The following is a 20,285-nucleotide window of genomic DNA, read 5'->3' on the forward strand; positions in this document are numbered from 1 at the left end:
CATGGCGAAAGGATTTGGCAGCGAAGATGCCGCGCAGGACGAGATCGAGGGCGCCGTCGGTGATGCGGTCCGGCGCGCGCAGGACGCCCTGCCCCACGGCGTCAGCCGGACGCGCTGCGAGGAATGCGACGCCGTGATCCCCGAAGGGCGTCGTAACGCCCTGCCCGGGGTTCGGCTCTGCGTGCAGTGCCAGGAGATCCAGGACCAGGCACAGGGCCCGCAATCGGCCTATAACCGCCGCGGCAGCAAGGACAGTCAGTTACGCTGACGGCGGGCTCCAGTGCGCCCCGAACTCATCCACCGGAATCTTCAGATAGCGCAGTCCGTTGGCCTCCGCCGGCGGGAAGTGACCGGCGCGGATATTCACCTGCACGGCGGGCAGGATGAGCACGGGCATCGGCAGCGTGGCGTCGCGGGCCTCGCGCATGGCGACGTAATCATCCTCGCTGACGCCATTGCCCAAGTGGATATTGCCGGCCCGCTGCTCACCGATCGTCGTCAGGCACTCGGGGCCGCGCTCGTCGGTGCCGTAATCATGCAGGACGAACAGTCGGTGGCTGTCCGGTAGGGCATCGAACAGCCGGTGGATCGAGCGGTAGAGCTCACGCGCGGAACCCGCCGGGAAGTCACAGCGGGCGGTACCGGCATCGGGCATGAACAGCGTGTCACCGACAAACACCGCATCACCGATGACATAGGTGATGTGGTCGCTGGTGTGCCCCGGCGTGTGGAAGACCTGCACCGGCAGCTCACCAATAGTGAAGGTCTGCCCGTCCGCAAAGCGCTGGTCGAACTGGCTGCCATCGACACGGAAGTCGTCACCGAGGTTGAAGAGCCACGCAAAGCGCGTCTGCACCTCGGTGATCCGCTCGCCAATGGCGGTGGGCGCGTTGAACACTCCCTGGAGGAACGGCATTGCCGTGATGTGATCGGCGTGGGCATGGGTCTCGAGCAGCCAGTCGACGGTGAGCCCCTCGGCCCGGACGATTTCCACCAATTGCTGCGCCGTTTCCGTCCCGCTGCGGCCCGACTGCGGATCGAAGTCGAGGGCCGGATCGATAATCGCCGCCCGGCGACTGACCGGATCCCACACCACGTACGAAAAGGTATGGCTGGGCGGGTGGAAGACGGATCGGACAATCGGTTTCACGGGCCGGCGACTCCTGATGGGTAGATGTCCTGCACTGTAGGAAACCCGGTGCCGATGGCCAAGCGATTCCGTTTGGCCGCCTGACCTTCGCCTATTCCACGAGATAGCCGATGTAATACAGCAGGATGAAAAAGAACGTGAACGGGGCGCACATCCAGATCTGCCAGTCCGGCCACTCCCCAAAGGAAAGGCGATGGATCCCCCCAGGGACGTGCCCGACCACCAGTCCGACCAGCAAAGCCGTAAGGTTGACAACCAGCACCTCGCCGACCCAAGTGCTCCATGGATTCCCGTCGCGCGGATAGAAACTGAGCCACACCGGAACCATCAGCACATAAATGAACAGTAACTGATTGAATTTCCTATTCAGCATCTCTCTAGTCCTCGTCGGGAGGCCGTCCCAGCAGGGCGGCGACGGATTCGTTATGGCGCCGAACGGTGTGATCACCCCAGTAAATGGACGCACCCCAGCAGATAAACGGAATAATCCCGGTTCCCACCGTGCTCAGTGCGATCACTATCAGTAGTAGCGCCCCACCCGCGCTCGAGTAGAAAAGCCCGAGGGGACCGAATGCCACGGTGAGAAGAGCCGATGTCGTACGGGACTTGGTGCGCAGATTCATTGCAATAAAGACACTGATCGATGCTGGAAGATTCAGGCTATCGTGCGGAAGGTGACGGTTGAACCTGAAACAGGACTACCTGTTCCTGATTCACTTCGCCCGGGCGTATGCGCTGGCCGCCTACAAGAGCCGGTCGCTCGCGGATCTGCGCCAGGCCCACGAGGGATTGAAGGCCATTGTCGATCTCGAGCTGGGCCTGCACGTGGATTATTGCCGGGAGTGGGGTATCAGCGAGACCGAACTCGAGGCACTGCCAGAGGCGCGAGCTACCCTCGCCTATACCCGCTACGTGCTCGACACCGGCCATCGCGGTGACCTGCTCGACCTGCATGTGGCGCTGGCACCGTGCGTGATCGGCTATGGCGAGGTTGCCGACTGGATCAACCAGCGCCCGACCACCGTGCGCGGCGAGGCCAACCCCTTTGACGCCTGGATTGGCATGTACGAGAGCGAGGAATTCCGGGCCGCCATGACGGCCGAACGGGAGTGGATCGACGCCCGGCTGGCCGGGGCCACACCGGAGCGGTTCGACGAGCTCGTCACCGTCTTTCGTGACGCCACTCGGCTCGAGATCGACTTCTGGGCGATGGGGCTGGAGGAGCGGGAGTAGCCGCTTAACGCAGGCGGTAGGCCACCGGCACGGTAAGCGTCATCTGCTCGCCGGGGACGGCATCCGGCATCGCCGGGAGCGGGTTGGCGCGCTCCATCATCCGCCGGGTCGCGCGGTCGAGGATCGGATGATCGGAGTTGGCACCGATCCGGTAATCCAGGATCTCGCCGGCACGGTTGAACGTAAAGGTCACCTGAGTCGTGCCCTCGTGACGCTGTTGTCGAGCGCGGCGGGGATATTCCTTGTGGCGCGCGAGGTGGGCCTGGATGCGGTCCGTGTAATCGGCCTTTGCTCCCGGATCGCCGCCGGCACCGCTGTCGTCTTCTCGATCCGTGCCCTCGCCAACCTGCTGGCCGGATTGGTCACCACTGCCCGACTCCCCGACCTGATCGCTGACTACTTCCTCGGGAGCCTCGTCGGAAGCAGTTTCGGCCGGTGCTGTGGTAGCTGTTTCGGTTGTTTCAGTGGGTGCTGTCTCGGCCGAAGCTGGCTTCACCGGTTCTGCGCCTGTGCGCTCGTCCACCGCCACGGCGATCTGCGGGTCGTCGGCGTCCGCGGCCACCGGCGCGACCGGCTCCGCTTTGACGGCTTCAGTCCGGGCGTCTTCTGGCTTCGTGACGGCCGGCTCGACGGACTCCACTGGCTCACGCGCCGAATCCGCCTCGGCATTCTCGGGCTCCACGGCCTCCGCGCCCGGCGGCGTCCCGCCGGTCTGTCCCAGGCCGACCTTAATACCTCCAGTGCCGGGCGCTTGGGCACCGGTCTCGGGTTCGTGCCACAACAGCACCATGACGACGGCGACGTGAATAATGAGCGCCACCACCACGCCCACCAGGGCCGGCCAGCGCGCCCCCATCCTCACTCACTCCCCGTCACGGTGAGCAGGTCGATCCCCTCGGCGCCCGCGTCACGTAGCTGCTCCATGATGGCGACGACGCGGAGCGCCGGCACCCGCCCGTCGGCCTTGACCCGCACCTGCCGATTGCTGCCGGCATCGAGCATAGTCAAGACGGTGTCCGAGAGCGCTCCCATCGCCACGCTCTCACCGCCCACCGCCAAGCGCTGATCGGTGCCCACGAGCACGGTTATCCGACCGGCCGGCTCGGTCTCGCTGCCGGAGCTCGGCGGTTCGATGGCGAATCGGTCGCTGGCCGCCAGCTGGCCGGCCACCATGAAGAAGATCAGCAGCAGGAACACGATATTGATCAGCGGCAGGATGCGCTCGTCGTCGCTGATCCCGCGATGTTGCGGCTGGACGAGATGGCGGCGACGGGTCATTAGCGTCCGTCCCCGATCAGCGAGACGTTATCGATATCGGCCGTGTCGAGCCGGTCGAGCACATCGACCGTGCGCTGCAGTGACACCCCTTCGGCCGGTCTAATCAGCACGCGAAGATCCGGGTCGGTGTCGGTCTGTTGCCGCAAGCGCTCCACCAGTGACGGCAACTCGATGGCCTTTCCGGCCAGGCGCAATCCACCGGCCCGCACCTCGACCAGCATGGCGCCGGTCAGGGCGTCGCCGCTGCCCGCCCGCTGTGGCGGGTCCAGCTCGATGGCGCGCCAGTCCAGGAAGCTGGAGGCGAGCATGAAGAACATCAGCAGGATGAACACCACATCGATGAGCGGGGTCAGGCTGATGAGGTTGCGTCGGCCGCGGGGTCTATTCGCCAGACGCGGCGCGGGGCTTCTGGCCACCGTCATCGCTCGTCCCCTCCGCCAGATCCGGGGTGAATACGCGGGTCACGGTATCGTCCATGGCGTGGGCCAGGCGCTCGATCCGGCGCTCCAGCCAGCCCAGCAACGCGACCACCGGAATCGCCACCGCCAGACCGATGGCCGTGGTCAGCAGGGCCTGCCAGATACCGCTCGAGAGCACTGCCGGATTGACCTGGTTACCCGCGTTCTCCAGCTGCTGGAAGGCCTCGATCATGCCCAGCACAGTCCCGAACAATCCCAGCAGCGGTGCCAGCGAGCCGATCAGCTCCAGCGCACGAAACCCACCGCGCAGGCGCTCGAGGACCTCGCTGCCGTAGCGCACCACCTCCTCGCGCACGTGTCCTTCGTCGAGACCGCGAAGGTAACCCCGAAACGCGCGTGCCAGGCTTTGCGCCACCGGCCCCGCATCGGCCGCGGCACGGGTCAGGGCATCGTCGGATCGGCCCCGCTGCCACAGCGCCAGGGCCTGCTCGGCATCACGCCGCTCGGCGATCCGGGCGATGCGGAACTGGATGAGCTTTGTGACGATGATGCTGACCGCCACCACCGACATGATCAGCAGAATCATGGCCACCACCCCGCCGGCCTGCAGGATTTCCAATGTTGCCTCGTCCATTGCCGGTTGCCTTATTCCACGAACGCTACGTCACTGCGCGAACTCACCAAGACCTCTCCCGCGCAGTCCGGTGCCCCGCCACAGTGAGTCACGCCGTTCAGAAGGATCCGATTGATCTCGCTGCATGCGGTGCCCTCGATACGAAAGACCTCCACGCGGGTTTTGTCGGCTGGCAATGGCCCGAGCTCCACCGCCAGGTGCTTGCTGATAATACCGTCGCCGTCGAACATCACCAGATCGAGCTGGAGGCTCTCCAAAGCCTGGTCCTGGCTGTTATTGGTGACCATATAGGCCTTACAGCTGTCGCCATCGGCCTCGAGCTTGTTGAGCTCGACACTGACCGGCGCCGCGGCGGCGACCCCGACACCCAGCCAGGCGAGCGAGACGCCCAGTAGCATCCATTGACTCCAGCGCAGCATTGCGCCCTCCCCTTGTCGTATCACTGACACCAATAAAAGCATGGCAGCTGCTACGCGCGGCGGCCAGTGGGCGCCGAATCCAGCGATCGGGGAGCCAGGATGACCCCGCCTGCTGGGCTTCGATCAAACCCGATCTTCTCCCGGCTCCGTCCCTTGCCGTATCCGGCATAACGCACTAGCGTTCGAGGCATGGATGCAGTGATTGCTTCAACTCTCGATACGGCGCTCGTGGCGGCCCCGTGGCTTCTGCTGGGGCTGGTGGCGGCCGGCATCGTCCAGGCGCTGATGCCGGCGAGCACGCTACAGCGGTGGATGGGCGGCCGCGGCATTGGCGGCGTTACCCGCGCGGCGATCATTGGTGCGCCCCTGCCGCTTTGCTCCTGCGGCGCGATTCCCACCGCGATGGCGCTTCACAAAGCCGGGGCCGGGCGGGGTCCGACCACGGCATTCCTGATCGGAACCCCCGGCATTGGTATCGACTCGCTGGCGGTCAGCTACGCCCTGCTGGGGCCGTTCATGACCCTCGCGCGGGCCGGTATGGCGGTTGGTACGGCCATTGTGACCGGGTTGATGGTGGCCATGACCGACCGGCACCCGATAGGTCCGGCAAGCCCGGCGGCGGCTGCCTGTGGCTGCACGAGTCAGGAAGGCTGTACTGATGACGGCGAGGCAGCCAGTGGTTTGATCCGCCGGCTCCGCGACGGGCTGCGCTACGCGTTCACCGAGGTGCTCGATGATTTGAGCCTCTGGCTCTTGATCGGCCTCGGGATGGCAGGGGTGCTGATCGGGCTCGTCCCACCCGCTACCCTTGCCGAGTTCAGCACCCACCCGGGCGCCAAGGCCTTGATGGCCATAGTGGGCATCCCGATGTATATCTGCGCGACAGCGGCCACACCGATCGCCGCCGGTCTGCTGATCGCGGGAGCGACGCCGGGCACGGTCCTCGTCTTTCTGGTAGCGGGTCCGGTTACCTCAATGGCAACGCTCGGCATGCTCGGACGTCGGCTCGGCCGGGCGGCCCTTGGTGCCTACCTCGCGGGGATTATCGGTGCGACGATCGGCGTCGGTCTGTTCGTCGATGCCGTGGCCGGCTGGAGCGGCCTGAATGTCTCGGCGCAGGTAGGTAGCGCCGCCGAGTGGCTGCCGGTCTGGCTCAAGGCCGTGTGCCTGCTCGTCCTCGCCGGATTCATGATCCGACCGGTGCGCCGGCGAATCGGCAACGTGTTTGATGGCTGACGGACGACGGCTCCATCGTTTCCCGATACTGCTCTCAGGCGCCCTCCTTTTGATCCTGACGGGCTGCTCGAGCGTTGATTCATCCGATCGCTCGGCCAACTCGCAGACAGTGGACGCGGGTACTCCCACCACGGGCGCCTTGCCCGACGGGCAGCGATACGTCGTGGATGCCGCCGCGTCGAACCTGCGGATCCTGCTGGAGGCCGAAGGTCCACTCGCGGCACTCGGCCATCCCCATGTCATCGGCGGGCCGGTGATCGAGGGGACGGTCGTGATCGCCGATCCCTGGCAGGACTCCGCCTTCCGCCTCGAAGTCCCGGTTGCAGCACTCGAGGTGGACCGTTCCGCGTGGCGCGCCATCGAAGGACTGGAGCCGGAGGTCCCCGACAGTGCCATCGCGGCGACCCGCGAGAACATGCTGGGCGAGAGCCAGCTCAATGCCGGCGAGCACCCGCTGATCCGGCTGGAGAGCCTGGAGATCACCGGACCCGAATGGCAGCCGGATGTGCGTTTCAGGGTCACGATCGCCGGTGAGACGTCGGTCCATTCGGTCCCCGTGGCGCTGGAGCGGGATGGCGACAGCCTTACCGCCACCGGGCAGCTGCGAACGCGGTTCAGCGAGCTGGGGCTAGCGCCCTACTCCGCGCTGGGCGGCGGGCTGCGCGTCGCGGACGAGATAACGATCCGCTTCCGGATAACGGGGGTGACCGCCGATGCCCAGTAGCCGCCTCATGAAGCGTTACCTCACGGTGATCCTAGTCAGTCTGACCATCGCCGCCTGCAGCCGCGTGGAAATGGCCTACGAGAATGCCGACTGGCTCGGCGCCTGGCGCATCGGCGGCTATCTCGACCTCACCTCGGAGCAGCGCGGCCGCCTGCGTGATGGCCTCGGCGCCTACCAGGCCTTCCATCGCGAGCATCGCCTGCCCGCCATCAATACGTACCTGGACGAAGTCGATAACGTCCTTGCGACGTCCGACCCCGCCAAAGCCGACGTGGACGCGCTGTTCATCGAGGGCGAGGCACTCATCCGGAACAACGTCAGTGACGTCATCCCCCTCGCCGCGGAGCTCCTTCGGGAGCTGGACAGCGAGCAGATCGACGCCCTCGAGGCGACCCTGGCGGAGGGGCGGGAGGCATACGTCGAGCGCCTGCTGGTCGACCAGGAGGAGCGCGCCATCGAGCGCACCGGGGACTGGGTAGGGCCGCTTGATGACACCCAGCGGGAGACGTTGACGCAGTGCGTGGCGGAGATGCCGGATGTGAGCGACGAGTGGCAGGCCTGGCGCCGGGAAACCGAGGAGACGCTGGTCACGATGCTGCGCAATGACGCATCACAATCCGAGGTCCAGGCGTTTCTGCGGGAATGGCTGCTCGAGGATGCCGCCCGTTCACCGGTGCTACAGGACTATCGCCAGACCAGCCGGGCGCTGTGGCGGCGCTGTACCCACCGCACCCTCGCCCTGCTCACCGCCGAGCAGCGCAGCCATGCGCGGGAGCAACTCGCCGGCTATCGTGGTGATCTGGAGACAGTGGCGGCAAGGTAGCGACCCTATAAAGGTGCAGGAGGCCATAGTGGTAGAGCTTCGGCGCTCGCTGCTGCTCTCCACTGACGAACAGCCTGCTTCAGAACGTCGAGCAGGGGGTGCTGCCGTACTCGTCGAGGGATTAACCGATCACGCATGGTCCGCCATCGCACGCTGCGCAATAATCTCCTGCTGATTGCGTTGACGGTCTGGGTGGTGCTGTTTCCGGGAAGCGGGCTTGTCTGGCGGGCCTTTCCGGATCTGCCTCCGCCGCCGGATGAGCTGGCTGCGCCGCTCTTTCATCCCGCCGCGCTGGCCTCATTGAACGACTCTTAGGTCTTATAACGACTCTACAGAGAGCCCCTTTTGTACGCCTGACCGTTGAACTGACACCGGCCGGTTTGGATTCACATGATTTAACGATAGCAGTAGTATTACCAATGCAGTATTACTAATCGAGGTTCGAGTCGTGCGTGTAACAAGCAAAGGGCAGATCACCATCCCGCAGGATATTCGGCGACTCGCCGGGATGCCCCCGGGTAGTGAGGTCGAATTCCAGTTCCGGGACGGTGAAGTCGTGTTGGAGAAAGTCGAAGTGGACCCCGTCCAGCAACGCCAACGCATCGAGGCCACCATCCGATCAGTGGCGGGTAGTGCGACGGCCGATCCCGCATTGCGGACCGACGACATCCTGCGGATGACCCGCGGCGAGGATTGAGCATGGTTCTTGTCGACAGCAATGTCCTCCTGGACATTGTGACGGGCGACCCTGATTGGCGGTCCTGGTCGGAGACGGCATTGGCCGATGCGTTGCTGACTGGCGCTGTCGTTATTAATCCACTGGTGTATGCCGAATTATCGATTGCCTACCGACAGGTGGAGGAACTGGATGCCGTCCTTGACCGGTTGCGGATTCAGCGAGCGGATCTACCGTGGGAGGCAGCCCACCGGGCAGGGCAGGCATTTCTGAAGTATCGCCGTGCCGCCGGCAGCAAGTCATCGCCCTTACCCGACTTTTATATTGGTGCGCATGCAGAAGTCTCCGGTGTTCCACTGCTCACACGCGACGCCAGGCGCTATCGAACTTATTTCCCAGCGGTGTCGCTTATCACACCTCGGTAAGGTGAGACCCCGCCAGAGACACAGGCAAATCCAATGAAAAAGGCCGTCGGCCTTGTGACGATCCTCGTCACCGGTGCCACCGGTTACATCATGGGTGCAGAGTGCCGAATCTGGAATCTGGGCACGGGGCGATATCGCCGAATACTATGCCGATCCTACCCGCGCCGAGCAGGAGCTCGGCTGACGAGCGGCGTACGACCTTGATGCGATGATGCGCGATGCCTGGCACTGGCAGCGGAAGAATCCGAGGGGGGTTGGCTCGCGGTGCGTAGGCCCCGCGATCACCTTCAGCCCTGATGTTTTGGTGTTATGCTGCACTAACACCAACCAGCTGGAGCCAATTACTCATGAGCCGACTTACCATAACGCTGGACGATGATTTGCACCGCGCGCTCAAAGAGGCGGCGGCCCGACAGGGCCGCTCGATCGGAAACCTGATTGAAGAGAGCCTGCAGCTGCGCGGCATCAAGCCGACCGAAGACGCGCAGGCACTGGTTGAGCGAGCGCGTCATCAGGCGCAAATGGACGAGGAGGCCGCGTTGACGCTTGCCACCGCCGAAGTGCGAGACGAGCGAGAGGAGCAGCCGGCGGCCTCGAACCCTGCTCGATGAGGGTCTTCGTTATTGACACAAACGTGCTGGTAGCAGGGCTCATCACCCGCGATCGCCAAAGCCCCACCGCCCGAGTGCTCGACGCAATGCTGGATGGTCGCCTGCCGTCTCTGCTCTCTCCGGCATTGCTTGCCGAATACCAAACCGTTCTGGCCCGCCCTAAGCTTGCCTCGCTCCATCGTCTGGATCAGTCCCGGATTGATGTTCTGCTCACAACGGTGACGGTCAGCGCGCTCTGGCGTGAGCCGTTGCGAACGGGTGATGCCCCCGACCCCGGTGACAACCACCTCTGGGCGTTACTCGATGAAGAATCCCGAGCTGCTCTGGTTACCGGCGATCAGCGATTGCTTGATCAGCCCCATAACCATGCACCTGTGATCACGCCCGGCCAGTGCCTGAGTATCATCAATACGTACGAATGATGGGCAATCACGCCAAAGAGAATCTCTCATGACACCTGCACTGCAGCTTGAGCACTATTTCTTCAAACGCCTTCTGGTGGACACCCGTTTGCCGGACAGCGAACAGACCCCCGATTTCGAGTACCCGCTCGAGGTGTCCACCAAATCGAAGTCGAGGTCTACGGGATCTTCCGGGCCTCCGGTGATCAGTCGCAGGACGACAAGGAGAGGGAGGTGCGCCTCACCGGGGCGCCGATCCTGTACGACGCGGCCCGCGAGCACCTGCTGGCCGTGACAGGCCGCGGGCCATGGCCCGCCCTGATGCTACCGATCGCGAGCTTTGTGCCGGAGGGCTCGGATAAGTCGAATTGAGGCTCGAATAGCGCGATATTCGTGCCGCCGGACGGATCACGGGCCAAAGTGAACTCAAAGACGAGTGCCCAGCACCTCATACCGATTGACCACACACATCTCCTTCTTATCAGCGCCGGCAACCTTGTCGATTGTTAAGTACCGCTACTCCCTTCCCCCCAACCGGCTCCGAATCTCCCCCGATGTCGGCAGGCGATAGCTCGTGCTGCGGCCGCCGCCCGGATTTGGCAACAGCAGACCGCGCTCGACGAGGCCGCGGATGTCACGCAAAGCGGTGTCAGTGGAGCACTTTGCGAGCCGAGCGTACTTCGAGGTGTTCATAAAGCCCTCAAAGCCGGCATCAAGCATGCGATTCAGCACCAGGCGCTGCCGTTCACTGACCGGCCCATCATTGGCCATTTCCCAGATCTGCGCCTTGTAGAGAACCGCCATCGACGTGCTTTCGGCGGATTCCAGCGCGCGACCCAGGCAGTCCAGAAACCAGGCCAACCATTCCGTTAGATCGGTCGACCCGCGCTGCTGGCGCTCCAGGCGCGCGTAATAGTGTCCTCGCTCCGTCTCGATCTGAGCCGACATGCTATAGAAACGATCTCGCATTCCGTCGGCGCGCGCCAGGGCCATATCGGTTATTGCCCTGGCGATCCTGCCATTACCGTCCTCGAAGGGATGAAGAGTGACAAACCAGAAATGCGCAATACCGGCTCTAAGGACCGGGTCGGTGTCATCCGGCGCTTCGAACCAGTCCAGGAAGCGCCCGATTTCCACATCGATGCGATCCGCCGCAGGGGCCTCGTAATGCACTCGCTCCTTGCCCACTGGCCCGGAGACCACCTGCATCGGCCCTGCCGAGTCCGGACGCCAGTCGGCTACCGTGATGCGCTGTATACCGGTACGACCCGTGGGGGACAGCGCGGCATGCCAGTCGAACAGGCGCTCGGTGGTGAGCGGACTGTCGAATGATCGCGTTGCATCGAGCATCATCTCGACAGTGCCCTCGACGTTACGTCCGGCGGGCACATAGCCTCCGATGTCGATCCCGAGCCAGCGCGCGATCGAAGAACGGACCTCGCGTGGATTGAGGTTTTCCCCCTCGATAGATGAGGAGGTCACGACGTCAGTGGTTAGCGTCTCGAGACTGGCCTCGCGCCGAAGCTCAAAGCCCAGGCCCTCCATCCGCCCGAGGAGCCAGCCCTGGCGATGACGGATATCCGCTAGCCGATCGACCAGGGCATCGTTGTTCCAGGTGAAAGCCGGCCAGTTAGGTTATTCGTGGATCCAGGGCATATTTACCGCACTCCCTACGGTGAATATGCCGGACATTCACCGCAGCGACAAATCGATGCAGTGAATTGGCCAGGCGGTTACTCGGCCTTGCGTCGTTTGCGTTTCCGGGCTCGTTGACGCGCCCGGAACGCCAGGAACCTGCCGGTGAGCGAGTACCCGAGCAGCGCCACGGGGCCGGCAATCAACAGGCTGCCGATGACGGTAAAGATGAGCTCGTCGCCCGGGCCCTGCAAAAACCACGCATTGGGCCTGCGGGAAATCATCGGCAAAGCGCACAGCACCCTCTCGCCTAGCTCGTGAAACCCCCAGTAGAACGGGGCCGTGGTGAACGGGTTGCTGACGAACGATGCGGCGAATGCCATCGGGAAATTCCCGGCAAGCAGGAGACAGGCCGCGAGCATCAGCGCCGTCTGGAAACCAACCGTGGGTGTCAGGCCGACGAACAGACCAATCGCCACGCCTCGCGCGATGGCCTCGGGCTCGCCTTTCATGCTGCCGGCAGCGTGCAGGGTCCGGTGCACACGGGGGTGTCGGCGGAGCCACCTCTGTGCCCTCCAGCGCAGGGCGCGTAGGCGGATAGCTAGCGCATTCAGCACTGGCGGCTCTTCCCGATCGCGTTGCTCACCACGATCGCTTCCCGACGAATACGGATATTCGCCACCCCTTTCAGTCTCGCCATCCCCGGCTCCTGTCTAATTTCTGCGAATAGTAGAGCACGCGGCGCCTGTCAGTGAGATGAACCGTAATCGGAAAGGATTGGGATGCCTGAGCACTGGCCCGAACGGGACGGAATCCGCGCAGCTAGCGTTGGTGTTACCGGGGGCCCGTTGGGCCGCTACTGTCGCCCTCGGCATCCTCCAGCGGTGGGAGATTGAATAGTAGCGACGTAAGTCCGCGATTGATGTAGTAGTTCTCCCGCCCGAGCCTTTGCTTATCCAGAATCCCGTCCGCTGCCAGCGCATCCAGATACCGGGTTGCCGTCGCCCGTGAGACACCCAGATCATGCTCGACAAAAGCGACCTTGGTGTAAGGGTGCCGAAAGATGTTGTTAATGAGGTCCTGGCTGTAGAAACGATGACGGTCTCGAACGAGGTGTTTATGGCTTTGCAACAGACTGCCAATCGCCTCGACCAGCCGGGTCGTATGCGCCGCTGTAACGGCAACTCCCCGTAACAGATAGACGAGCCAGCCTTCCCATTCACCGGTATTACGGACGTGCTGTAATTCGGCGTAGTAACGCGCCTTGGTCTGGCTGATATAGCGGCTGAGATAAAGGATCGGTGAATCCAGAAGACCGTCGCGAACCAGTGACAGCACATCAATAATCCGTCCGGTGCGGCCATTACCGTCGTAGAATGGCTGAATAGTTTCGAACTGATGATGGACGACCGCCATTCGGATCAGCGGGTCCGGCGGTGCCTCTTCATGCAGATAGCGCTCAAGCTGCGACATCAGGTCAGGCAAGCGCTCCGGCGATGGGGGCTGGTAAACCACCTCGCCGGTCTGTTGATTCTGGAGCACCGTCCCCGGGGTCTTGCGAAAGCCCGCGGTGTTGCCCTCCAGAACGGCCTGGATTTCCAGAATCGTATTGACTGTTAGCAACCCCGTGCCGCGCACTGCGTGGAGTCCGGCCTGCAAACCATCGACATAGCGCGCCACCTCTTTACTCGCTGGATCAGCCTGCTCCGGCTGGACCTGTTGGCGGTAAAGGGCATCCTGCGTCGTGATGATGTTCTCGATCTCGGAACTACTCTGCGCCTCTTGCAGGGAGAGCGTAGAGATGAGCAGGTCTTCATTGGGGATCGTCTTCGCCACCCCTTTCAGCTCTGCCAGACGCCGATGGGCAGCCACCAGGGCACGCATCACCGGTAACGTCTCGAGGCCCTGAATCGGCGGAAAGTATTCATCCATCACTAACCCCATCGCCAACTCTGGCAGTCGCTTGCTTCCTGCTCAAAAATCGCGATTATTGAGCAGGTCATCCGCGACGTTCTCACAATCCGGCGATCTTGAGTAGCATCTCGTCGGCCGCGAAGCCCTATTCAATGATCGCCACCAGTTCCGCCAGCACACGCAGATCCCCGATATCGTCCTCGGCCTCGAAAACGATGTCTTCGTATCCGGGGGCATTGGTTTCACAGCGCAGCACGATGCGGGCGTGCCGCCAGCCGTCTTCGGTTTGCGTCTTCTCGCTGTGATAGCGCTTGACGGTCAGGCCGCTCTGCGTCTCCGCGTCCTGGATATCTCGATGCTGCACAAGCACGATCCTGCCCTCACGCGTCCCGGCCGGATTAGCGCGGAACAGGCAGAGAGAGCCGTTGGGGATGGACCGGTTCATGGACTCGCCGACAACCCGCATAACGAAATGGTCGGTCTTCGCGTTGAAGGCCTCGGGCAGCACCACCCGTTGATCAGACTCTACGGGTCGGGACTGGTGGACGGGAGACTCGGCAAAGGCACCCGCCGCGGCCTTCATTTCAACGAACGGAACCGCGTTATCGGCGGGTGTGACGGCGTCAGCGTCAAGAAAATCCAGCCCCGCGGGGTCGGATTCACTGTCAGCGCCGGGATTATTCGCCGTCTGGCCGCCTTCCCCGTTACGCGCCGGTGCCGGCCGCGCGATCGCCTCGGCGGCACGCGCAGCAAACCAGTCCTGCGTCTCCCGGTCGGTGCAATACACGAAGCACCCCTTCATGCCTCGACTCATCAGCGTGCGGTAGGTGTTGCGTATGATCCGGTCGGCCTTTGCGGTCGCGGCGGCGGGGTCGTTGGCGAACGCGGTCTTGTAGCCGCGCAGCGACCGATCCGTTTTCGCGCGTTCACCCGGCTGCGTGACGACACGGCCGTCCCGCACCACCAGGTCAGGACCGATGATCACGCCCACATAGTCCATTTCCAGGCCCTGGACGGTGTGGATGCAGCCGACCTGGTCAATGGAATGGGGTTTTTCGAGGTATCGGCCCTCATCCTCTACGAGGTTCCAGGCCATGGCGAAGTCTTCCCCCGGGAACTCGATATCAACGGCGCCGGCGGTCTTTTTGCTAACCCAGTCCCAGCAATAACCGGCGACCAGTCGGGCCTTACTGCCGGCGCGGTCGAGCTCGAAGATCCGGTCCTTGAGCGCACTCGGCGAGTCCACGACCTCGAAGTGATAGGGGACGTCCTGCAGATCGTCCTGGGCCGTCGGGCGGATACCGAGTAACTGGTCCAGCCACGCCAGGTAGCCATCGGACCCGTTGCAGCGGAACTGTGACTGCAGGACGACGCGCTGCAGAGTCGCGCCCGCCCGCTCGGCCCAGTCCCGGATCTCGTCGATCGATCCGGTATCCGCCCAGGTGACCTGCTGGTCCTCGTCGATGAAAAAGATGCTCGCCTTTGCTGCGCGGATGATGTCGCGGATCTGGTTCGTGCCGGCCTTCTGGTACTGCGAGCGCTCCACGAGGCGATGCGCCTCGTCCACCACCAGGGCATCCATTTCATCGTCGGCGGCGGCGTCGTAGCTGGCCGAGCCCTTGAAGAGGTTATCGAACCGGTTTTTGCGCATCGTGCCGGTCAGCCGTGCCTGGTAGACCTGGCGCGGCGCCCGGTTGGTCGTGACGTAGTGCGTTGTGCACTCGCGGTTGATGAGTTCGACGAGCAGGTTGATGGCGACCACGGATTTGCCGGTGCCGGGCCCGCCCTCTACGATCAGGACCTGCTTGCCGCCCGTCCGCGCCAGCCCGACCACCTCGAGCGCCGCCTCGTAGGCGAGCTTCTGGTCGTCGATCATCAGGAATTCCCGATGGCCGCGCAAGAGACTGGACAGCGAGGCCGCCAGATCGCGGGAGGGCCGGATCTCGCCATGCTCGATGCGATAGAGCGTCTGGTTCCGGTCGCCGGTTTTTACGTAACGGCCGATGAAATCCCGCAGCCGCCGCGGATCGTGTTTGAGAAAGACCGGGGCCCGATCGAGATGCTCGCGGTAGTGCTCGTCGCAGACTCCATCGCGTTCAACACAATTGTGCAGGTAGACACAGGGCGCCAGCCGAACAGCCTCGTCCTCGACGGTGGCATTGAAGTCCCGAAGCAGCGAGGCGTAGCTCCAGGCCTGGTAGGACGGATGGGTGGTCTCGCGCTCGCGGCCGCCGAGCCAGGTCCGCACGATGGCGTCCTTTGACGTCGCGGTGACGTCACTCCACTGCTTGAGCTCGACGATGACGCAGACGGCCTGATCGTGCTCGTCACTGCCGGAGACGATTATATCGACGCGCTTCGAGGTCTGCGGGATGCGGTATTCGATGGCAATGCCCGCGTCATCGGGGATCGTCGGGCCCTCGAGGACGTTTTTCATGCGCAGCAGCGATTCCTCCCAGGACTTGCGCTCGCTGTCGCCGACGCCGCCCTGCCCGGTTCGCTGCATGGCCGCCAGGATCCGCTCGGCGATGCGGTTGTCCCCCACATCGCGCAGAAACCCGGGTTTATCACTGGTGTAGACGAGCATCCTGCTCCTTTGAACCGGCCTTATGTCTGGTCAAATGCATTGCAGACGATACATCCTGTCGGGGCAAGCACCAGGGACAGGGCCATGGCTGATTTCTACTCGGAAAACGCAGAGACGCTTTTCGAGCGCTACAACGCGCTGGATTTCGAGGCGGTGCATGCGGCGCTGATGCCCCTGCTGCCCAGCACGCCGGGGACGGCGCTGGATGTTGGTGCGGGTTCCGGGCGCGATGCGCTCGCGCTGGCGCAGCGAGGCTGGGAAGTGGTGGCAGTGGAACCAGCGCGGCGGCTGCGGGAACTGGGTGAGGCTTATACCCAGGGCCAGTCGGTTCAGTGGATGGATGATCAGCTGCCGGATCTGAACCGGAGCTGCGCGCTTTCAGAGCGTTTCAACCTGATCCTGCTATCTGCGGTGTGGATGCATGTACCGCCCGGGCGGCGGCAGCAGTCGCTCAGGACGCTAGCCGATCTGCTAACGCCAGGGGGCGTCCTCTACCTGACATTGCGACATGGACCGGGTGATGGTGAGCGGGCTTTCTACCCAGTGAGTCACAACGAAGTCGTCGATCTTGGCGCTCGCGAAGGCCTGGCCAACATTAACCTCAAAGCGCAGGTACCCCAACCGCTTGACCTGCAGGGCCGTGCTGCGGTCACTTGGGAGACGATTTGCTTGCAACGCCCCAGCGAGACCGACCAAAACACCGATCCGGCATAAGGAAATAGAACGCTCATGGCCGAGCACGCCCCTTCGGCAGCAACGCCCCTCCCCCGGCTAATCCGCGGCGGTGCCGATGATCCGCTGCTGCCGCAGCTGCTGACCTCGATCCGTCACGCCTCCGAGATTGAGCTGGCGGTCTCGTTTATCAAAAGCAGCGGGCTCGCCCTGATCTTCAACGCCCTCAGCGAGCGCTGCAACCAGGAAGCCCCGGTCCGCATTCGGATTATCACCAGCGATTACCTAGGCGTGACCGACGGCCAAGCTCTCCGCAACTTAATGCTGTTGGCCGAGCGTGGCGCCGATGTGCGGGTATTCGAGACTCACGGCAGGAGCTTTCATCTCAAGGCCTATATCTTTACCCGCGAGGGTGGCCATCGGGGTGAGGCATTCATTGGCTCGAGCAATATCAGCCGCGAGGCGCTCACCGCCGGTCTCGAGTGGAACTACCGGGTCGAGGAGCCCGATGCCGCCGGGGAAGCGCGGCTTGCCGAGATCCGCGAGGCATTCCAGGCGATCTTCACCGCCGATGAGGCACGTGTACTGGATTACGCATGGATCGAGGGGTATGAGCGGCGGCGTCCTGTGGACCGCCCAGCGATCGCACCGGGCAGTGATGATCATGAACTCCCCCCGCCCGATCCGACCTCGACGCAAGTCGAGGCCCTAGCCGCCCTGCGAACCTCCCGCGAGGCGGGCCACGCCCGGGGCTTGGTGGTAATGGCCACGGGCCTCGGCAAGACCTACCTCGCCGCATTCGATGCCGCGCAGGCCGGCGCAGGCCGTGTGCTGTTCGTCGCCCATCGCGCCGAAATCCTGCTGCAGGCGGAGGCCACGTTCCAGCGCGTTTTCCCGAAGGCGCAGATCGGTCGCTACCAGGGTAATGAGCGCGACACGAATGCCGATATGCTGTTCGCCTCAGTCCAGACGCTGCATCAGGCGCACCACCTAGCGCAGTTCGATCCCGACGCGTTCGAATACATCATTATCGACGAATTCCACCACGCGGCCGCCGGCACCTATCGTCGTTTACTGCAGCATTTCGCGCCCACCTTCTTGCTGGGTCTGACGGCGACGCCGGATCGTGCCGACCAGGCCAATATCCTGTCGCTCTGCGACGATAATCTCGTCTATAGCGCGGACCTGTTCGATGGGATTCGGGCGTCGCTGCTCTGCCCATTCCATTATTACGGCATCCTCGATGAGACCATCGACTACCAGTCATTGCCCTGGCGGAATCGCCAGTTCGAGGAGCAGGCCCTCGAAAACCAATTGGCCACCCGAGGCCGAGCTCGCCATAACCTGCGCGAATGGCGCGAGAAGGCCGGTCAGCGCACCCTCGCCTTCTGTGGCTCACGTCGGCATGCGGACTTTATGGCCGATTATTTCCAGCGTGCCGGGGTATCGGCAGTCTCTGTTCATGGCACCTCGGCGACCAGCCGTGATGAGGCCATCGAGCACCTAACCGATGGCCGTCTCGCGGTGGTCTTCTCGGTGGATCTATTCAGCGAGGGCGTGGATATCCCGGTGGTGGATACCGTCCTGCTGCTACGACCCACCGAATCGCCGGTGCTCTTTCTGCAACAAATCGGCCGTGGGCTGCGCCGGGCCGACGGCAAAGACCACCTGATCGTCCTGGACTTCGTGGGCAACCATCGCGCGTTTCTGAACCGCCCGCAGGCCTTGTTCAAGAGCGAGACCACAGGTGACGGTTTACGCGGATTTACCAAGGCCTACCGCAACAACACGCTCGAGCTGCCGCCCGGGTGCTTCGCCAACTACGACCTGCAGTTCATCGAATTCCTTGAAAGCCTGATTCCCGGCAATGCGGGAGAGGAATTCGAGAATCTGCGGGCCGCCCTTGGCCGTCGCCCGACGGCGACCGAGGCCTATCGTGCCGGTCTTAGTCTGAAGAAGCTGCGCGACAGCGCCGGGCACTGGTGGGCGTTCGTCGACAGCAAAGGCGAGCTGACCGAGGCAGAGGCGCATTGTGTGACCGCGCACGGTAACTTCCTGCGCGAGGTCGAGACCACGGCGATGACCAAGTCGTACAAGATGGTGCTGCTGGAGGCGCTGTTAGAGATCGACGGGTTCACCATACCGCCGACGTTGGAGGCACTCACCGCGGCGTCCGCCCGAATCTTCCACCGACGGCCCACTCTTCTCGCCGATCTGCCCCAGGCCCTGCAGTCGACTGACGCACTTGATAGCGAGAGCCTCGCCCGAGAGTGGCGCAAGAACCCGATCTACTTCTGGACCAAGGGAGATAAGGGACCGGAGGTTGATCGCTGGTTTGTTGTCGAGCGCGACCACTTTCGCCCTAACTTCGCGTTGGATGGCCAGGTCGATAAAGCGACGTTTACCGATATGGTTCAGGAGTTGGTGGACTATCGGCTCGCGCAGTATCGGCCCAAGAAAGGTGATACAGGCGGCACTACGGTCATTGCGTTTCCAGGCGGACAGCATCAATCAACGCTCCCCTACTACCCGGATCTGCAAATCGCCTGCGGGCACTTTCGTACAAGCAATCCCGAGGAACCGGAGCAGATCGGCGTGCCTGCGGGCGTTGGGCGTATTGATCCCGAGCGCCACTTCGTCGCCCGGGCCCGCGGTGACTCGATGAACGGCGGCAAGCATCCCATTCAGGATGGTGATTACCTGCTGATGGAATGGGCCACCCCGACATCCGCTGGCTCAATCACCGGCTCAACGCTGGCGTTGGAGCGTGGCGACGAGGCCGGTGATACGCAGTACCTGTTGCGCGAAGTCGTTAAGAATGGCGATGGGCAGTATTGGCTACGAGCCCGGAATCCAGAGTATGAGGATCTCCCCGCAGACGAATCCATGCGCACCTTCGCGCGACTGAAGGAGATCCTAGACCCACTCGCAATGGCGAAGGGGCAAAACTATTACCGCCAAGAGATCCCACCGCTTTTCGGTGAGGTCTTCAATGCGGCCATCTGGGAGACTGGCCACGTAGTGCTGCCTGATCGAACTCATATCCTGCTGGTAACGCTCAACAAGCAGGGCAAGCAGACTGAACACCGGTACCTGGATCACTTCATCGACGATCACACCTTCCATTGGCAGAGCCAGAACCGGACTACACCTAGAGACAAGCGCGGGCTAGAAATCGTCGAGCAATCCAAGCGAGCAACGCGGATCCATTTGTTTGTGCGTGAGCATGGTCTAGGACCAGACGGCCGAGCTGCACCATTCCGCTATATCGGAGAGGTGGAGTATCTATCGCATGAGGGGGAGAAGCCAATGGGTGTGAGGTTTCGGCTGATGTCGTAGAAGCGATAGGCCGTTTCGGAGCTGAAATACGGTCGAAATGACTGCTCTCGGTAGCTGATGCTTTCTATTTTAAGACGTCCAGTAGATCATTTTGCCGCTTGGCTGGGGT

Annotated in this window: 23 protein-coding genes and 1 pseudogene; 12 read left to right on the forward strand and 12 right to left on the reverse strand. The window is 63.1% G+C overall.

Annotation, left to right across the window (positions count from 1 at the left end):
- The first annotated feature begins 1 nt into the window (after position 1).
- A complete protein-coding gene (locus EV698_RS04775) occupies positions 2-268 on the forward strand; it encodes a DksA/TraR family C4-type zinc finger protein (protein WP_130502985.1) in 267 nt (88 codons plus the stop codon).
- Here the strand turns inward: EV698_RS04775 and EV698_RS04780 are convergent.
- From EV698_RS04780 to EV698_RS04790, 3 genes are all read right to left on the reverse strand, one after another.
- Positions 260-1,150: an MBL fold metallo-hydrolase gene (locus EV698_RS04780; RefSeq protein ID WP_130502986.1), complete on the reverse strand. Its 891-nt coding sequence runs from the start codon at positions 1,148-1,150 to the stop codon at positions 260-262. The genes EV698_RS04775 and EV698_RS04780 overlap by 9 nt on opposite strands.
- A 91-nt stretch (positions 1,151-1,241) precedes the next feature.
- A complete protein-coding gene (locus EV698_RS04785) occupies positions 1,242-1,523 on the reverse strand; it encodes a hypothetical protein (protein WP_130502987.1) in 282 nt (93 codons plus the stop codon).
- Positions 1,524-1,527: 4 nt separating this feature from the next.
- Complete coding sequence (locus tag EV698_RS04790; protein ID WP_130502988.1) at positions 1,528-1,773, reverse strand: hypothetical protein; 246 nt, start codon at positions 1,771-1,773, stop codon at positions 1,528-1,530.
- A gap of 58 nt (positions 1,774-1,831) precedes the next feature.
- Here EV698_RS04790 and EV698_RS04795 point away from each other — a divergent pair, with 58 nt between their 5' ends.
- On the forward strand, positions 1,832-2,383 hold the full coding sequence (locus EV698_RS04795; RefSeq protein ID WP_130502989.1) for a TenA family protein: 552 nt from the start codon (positions 1,832-1,834) through the stop codon (positions 2,381-2,383).
- A 4-nt stretch (positions 2,384-2,387) separates the two neighbouring features.
- Here the strand turns inward: EV698_RS04795 and EV698_RS04800 are convergent, their stop codons facing one another.
- From EV698_RS04800 to EV698_RS04820, 5 genes are read right to left on the reverse strand one after another with little or no spacing between them, the layout of a single operon-like run.
- Positions 2,388-3,239, reverse strand: coding sequence for an energy transducer TonB (locus EV698_RS04800; RefSeq protein ID WP_130502990.1), 852 nt, complete (start codon positions 3,237-3,239; stop codon positions 2,388-2,390).
- Positions 3,240-3,241: 2 nt separating this feature from the next.
- Positions 3,242-3,661, reverse strand: a complete 420-nt coding sequence (locus tag EV698_RS04805; RefSeq protein ID WP_130502991.1) for an ExbD/TolR family protein — start codon at positions 3,659-3,661, stop codon at positions 3,242-3,244.
- On the reverse strand, positions 3,661-4,083 hold the full coding sequence (locus tag EV698_RS04810) for an ExbD/TolR family protein (protein ID WP_130502992.1): 423 nt from the start codon (positions 4,081-4,083) through the stop codon (positions 3,661-3,663). Before EV698_RS04810 ends, EV698_RS04805 begins: the two co-directional genes overlap by 1 nt.
- Entirely contained in the window at positions 4,043-4,714 is a 672-nt protein-coding gene (locus EV698_RS04815) for a MotA/TolQ/ExbB proton channel family protein (RefSeq protein WP_130502993.1), read from the reverse strand. Before EV698_RS04815 ends, EV698_RS04810 begins: the two co-directional genes overlap by 41 nt.
- A gap of 11 nt (positions 4,715-4,725) precedes the next feature.
- A complete protein-coding gene (locus EV698_RS04820; protein WP_130502994.1) occupies positions 4,726-5,133 on the reverse strand; it encodes a hypothetical protein in 408 nt (135 codons plus the stop codon).
- Between the two features lie 189 nt (positions 5,134-5,322).
- Between EV698_RS04820 and EV698_RS04825 the strand changes: the two genes are divergently transcribed.
- From EV698_RS04825 to EV698_RS04860, 8 genes are all read left to right on the forward strand, one after another.
- Positions 5,323-6,369, forward strand: coding sequence for an SO_0444 family Cu/Zn efflux transporter (locus EV698_RS04825; protein WP_130502995.1), 1,047 nt, complete (start codon positions 5,323-5,325; stop codon positions 6,367-6,369).
- Complete coding sequence (locus EV698_RS04830; RefSeq protein ID WP_130502996.1) at positions 6,362-7,093, forward strand: YceI family protein; 732 nt, start codon at positions 6,362-6,364, stop codon at positions 7,091-7,093. The genes EV698_RS04825 and EV698_RS04830 overlap by 8 nt, the downstream gene beginning before the upstream one ends.
- A complete protein-coding gene (locus EV698_RS04835) occupies positions 7,083-7,916 on the forward strand; it encodes a DUF6279 family lipoprotein (protein WP_130502997.1) in 834 nt (277 codons plus the stop codon). Before EV698_RS04830 ends, EV698_RS04835 begins: the two co-directional genes overlap by 11 nt.
- Positions 7,917-8,051: 135 nt before the next feature.
- Positions 8,052-8,231 (forward strand): hypothetical protein, encoded by a 180-nt coding sequence (locus tag EV698_RS04840; protein ID WP_130502998.1) that lies wholly within the window; start codon positions 8,052-8,054, stop codon positions 8,229-8,231.
- A 133-nt stretch (positions 8,232-8,364) separates the two neighbouring features.
- Positions 8,365-8,613, forward strand: coding sequence for an AbrB/MazE/SpoVT family DNA-binding domain-containing protein (locus EV698_RS04845; RefSeq protein ID WP_130502999.1), 249 nt, complete (start codon positions 8,365-8,367; stop codon positions 8,611-8,613).
- Between the two features lie 2 nt (positions 8,614-8,615).
- The gene (locus EV698_RS04850; protein ID WP_130503000.1) at positions 8,616-9,017 is read left to right on the forward strand and encodes a type II toxin-antitoxin system VapC family toxin; all 402 of its coding nucleotides are present in this window, start codon (positions 8,616-8,618) and stop codon (positions 9,015-9,017) included.
- Between the two features lie 347 nt (positions 9,018-9,364).
- Positions 9,365-9,628 (forward strand): ribbon-helix-helix protein, CopG family, encoded by a 264-nt coding sequence (locus tag EV698_RS04855; RefSeq protein WP_130503001.1) that lies wholly within the window; start codon positions 9,365-9,367, stop codon positions 9,626-9,628.
- Positions 9,625-10,050, forward strand: a complete 426-nt coding sequence (locus EV698_RS04860) for a putative toxin-antitoxin system toxin component, PIN family (protein ID WP_130503002.1) — start codon at positions 9,625-9,627, stop codon at positions 10,048-10,050. Before EV698_RS04855 ends, EV698_RS04860 begins: the two co-directional genes overlap by 4 nt.
- A 495-nt stretch (positions 10,051-10,545) precedes the next feature.
- On the opposite strand, the pseudogene EV698_RS04865 reads toward EV698_RS04860, so the two are convergent.
- The 4 genes and pseudogenes from EV698_RS04865 to EV698_RS04880 form a co-directional block, all read right to left on the reverse strand.
- Positions 10,546-11,658 (reverse strand): annotated as a pseudogene (locus EV698_RS04865) (Fic family protein); the annotation flags it as partial.
- A gap of 104 nt (positions 11,659-11,762) precedes the next feature.
- Positions 11,763-12,281 (reverse strand): DUF2062 domain-containing protein, encoded by a 519-nt coding sequence (locus tag EV698_RS04870; protein WP_130503003.1) that lies wholly within the window; start codon positions 12,279-12,281, stop codon positions 11,763-11,765.
- Positions 12,282-12,498: 217 nt separating this feature from the next.
- Positions 12,499-13,596 (reverse strand): Fic family protein, encoded by a 1,098-nt coding sequence (locus EV698_RS04875; protein ID WP_239016208.1) that lies wholly within the window; start codon positions 13,594-13,596, stop codon positions 12,499-12,501.
- 127 nt (positions 13,597-13,723) lie between these two features.
- Positions 13,724-16,165 carry a DNA/RNA helicase domain-containing protein gene (locus tag EV698_RS04880; RefSeq protein ID WP_130503005.1) on the reverse strand — a complete coding sequence of 814 codons (2,442 nt, stop codon included), beginning with the start codon at positions 16,163-16,165 and terminating at the stop codon, positions 13,724-13,726.
- Between the two features lie 84 nt (positions 16,166-16,249).
- Between EV698_RS04880 and EV698_RS04885 the strand changes: the two genes are divergently transcribed.
- Together EV698_RS04885 and EV698_RS04890 are read left to right on the forward strand one after the other, a co-directional pair.
- Positions 16,250-16,879 carry a class I SAM-dependent methyltransferase gene (locus EV698_RS04885; protein ID WP_130503006.1) on the forward strand — a complete coding sequence of 210 codons (630 nt, stop codon included), beginning with the start codon at positions 16,250-16,252 and terminating at the stop codon, positions 16,877-16,879.
- Positions 16,880-16,894: 15 nt separating this feature from the next.
- A complete protein-coding gene (locus EV698_RS04890; RefSeq protein WP_130503007.1) occupies positions 16,895-20,176 on the forward strand; it encodes a DUF3427 domain-containing protein in 3,282 nt (1,093 codons plus the stop codon).
- Positions 20,177-20,285: the final 109 nt, after the last annotated feature.

The sequence above is a fragment of the Spiribacter vilamensis genome, from assembly GCF_004217415.1.
Taxonomy (GTDB): domain Bacteria; phylum Pseudomonadota; class Gammaproteobacteria; order Nitrococcales; family Nitrococcaceae; genus Spiribacter; species Spiribacter vilamensis.

Coding starts and splice junctions, on each gene's coding strand:
- EV698_RS04775 (WP_130502985.1), top strand. CDS start 2: ATGGCGAAAGGATTTGGCAGCGAAGATGCCGCGCAGGACGAGATCGAG.
- EV698_RS04785 (WP_130502987.1), bottom strand. CDS start 1,523: ATGCTGAATAGGAAATTCAATCAGTTACTGTTCATTTATGTGCTGATG.
- EV698_RS04790 (WP_130502988.1), bottom strand. CDS start 1,773: ATGAATCTGCGCACCAAGTCCCGTACGACATCGGCTCTTCTCACCGTG.
- EV698_RS04800 (WP_130502990.1), bottom strand. CDS start 3,239: ATGGGGGCGCGCTGGCCGGCCCTGGTGGGCGTGGTGGTGGCGCTCATT.
- EV698_RS04805 (WP_130502991.1), bottom strand. CDS start 3,661: ATGACCCGTCGCCGCCATCTCGTCCAGCCGCAACATCGCGGGATCAGC.
- EV698_RS04810 (WP_130502992.1), bottom strand. CDS start 4,083: ATGACGGTGGCCAGAAGCCCCGCGCCGCGTCTGGCGAATAGACCCCGC.
- EV698_RS04815 (WP_130502993.1), bottom strand. CDS start 4,714: ATGGACGAGGCAACATTGGAAATCCTGCAGGCCGGCGGGGTGGTGGCC.
- EV698_RS04820 (WP_130502994.1), bottom strand. CDS start 5,133: ATGCTGCGCTGGAGTCAATGGATGCTACTGGGCGTCTCGCTCGCCTGG.
- EV698_RS04825 (WP_130502995.1), top strand. CDS start 5,323: ATGGATGCAGTGATTGCTTCAACTCTCGATACGGCGCTCGTGGCGGCC.
- EV698_RS04830 (WP_130502996.1), top strand. CDS start 6,362: ATGGCTGACGGACGACGGCTCCATCGTTTCCCGATACTGCTCTCAGGC.
- EV698_RS04835 (WP_130502997.1), top strand. CDS start 7,083: ATGCCCAGTAGCCGCCTCATGAAGCGTTACCTCACGGTGATCCTAGTC.
- EV698_RS04840 (WP_130502998.1), top strand. CDS start 8,052: ATGGTCCGCCATCGCACGCTGCGCAATAATCTCCTGCTGATTGCGTTG.
- EV698_RS04850 (WP_130503000.1), top strand. CDS start 8,616: ATGGTTCTTGTCGACAGCAATGTCCTCCTGGACATTGTGACGGGCGAC.
- EV698_RS04855 (WP_130503001.1), top strand. CDS start 9,365: ATGAGCCGACTTACCATAACGCTGGACGATGATTTGCACCGCGCGCTC.
- EV698_RS04860 (WP_130503002.1), top strand. CDS start 9,625: ATGAGGGTCTTCGTTATTGACACAAACGTGCTGGTAGCAGGGCTCATC.
- EV698_RS04875 (WP_239016208.1), bottom strand. CDS start 13,596: ATGGATGAATACTTTCCGCCGATTCAGGGCCTCGAGACGTTACCGGTG.
- EV698_RS04880 (WP_130503005.1), bottom strand. CDS start 16,165: ATGCTCGTCTACACCAGTGATAAACCCGGGTTTCTGCGCGATGTGGGG.
- EV698_RS04885 (WP_130503006.1), top strand. CDS start 16,250: ATGGCTGATTTCTACTCGGAAAACGCAGAGACGCTTTTCGAGCGCTAC.
- EV698_RS04890 (WP_130503007.1), top strand. CDS start 16,895: ATGGCCGAGCACGCCCCTTCGGCAGCAACGCCCCTCCCCCGGCTAATC.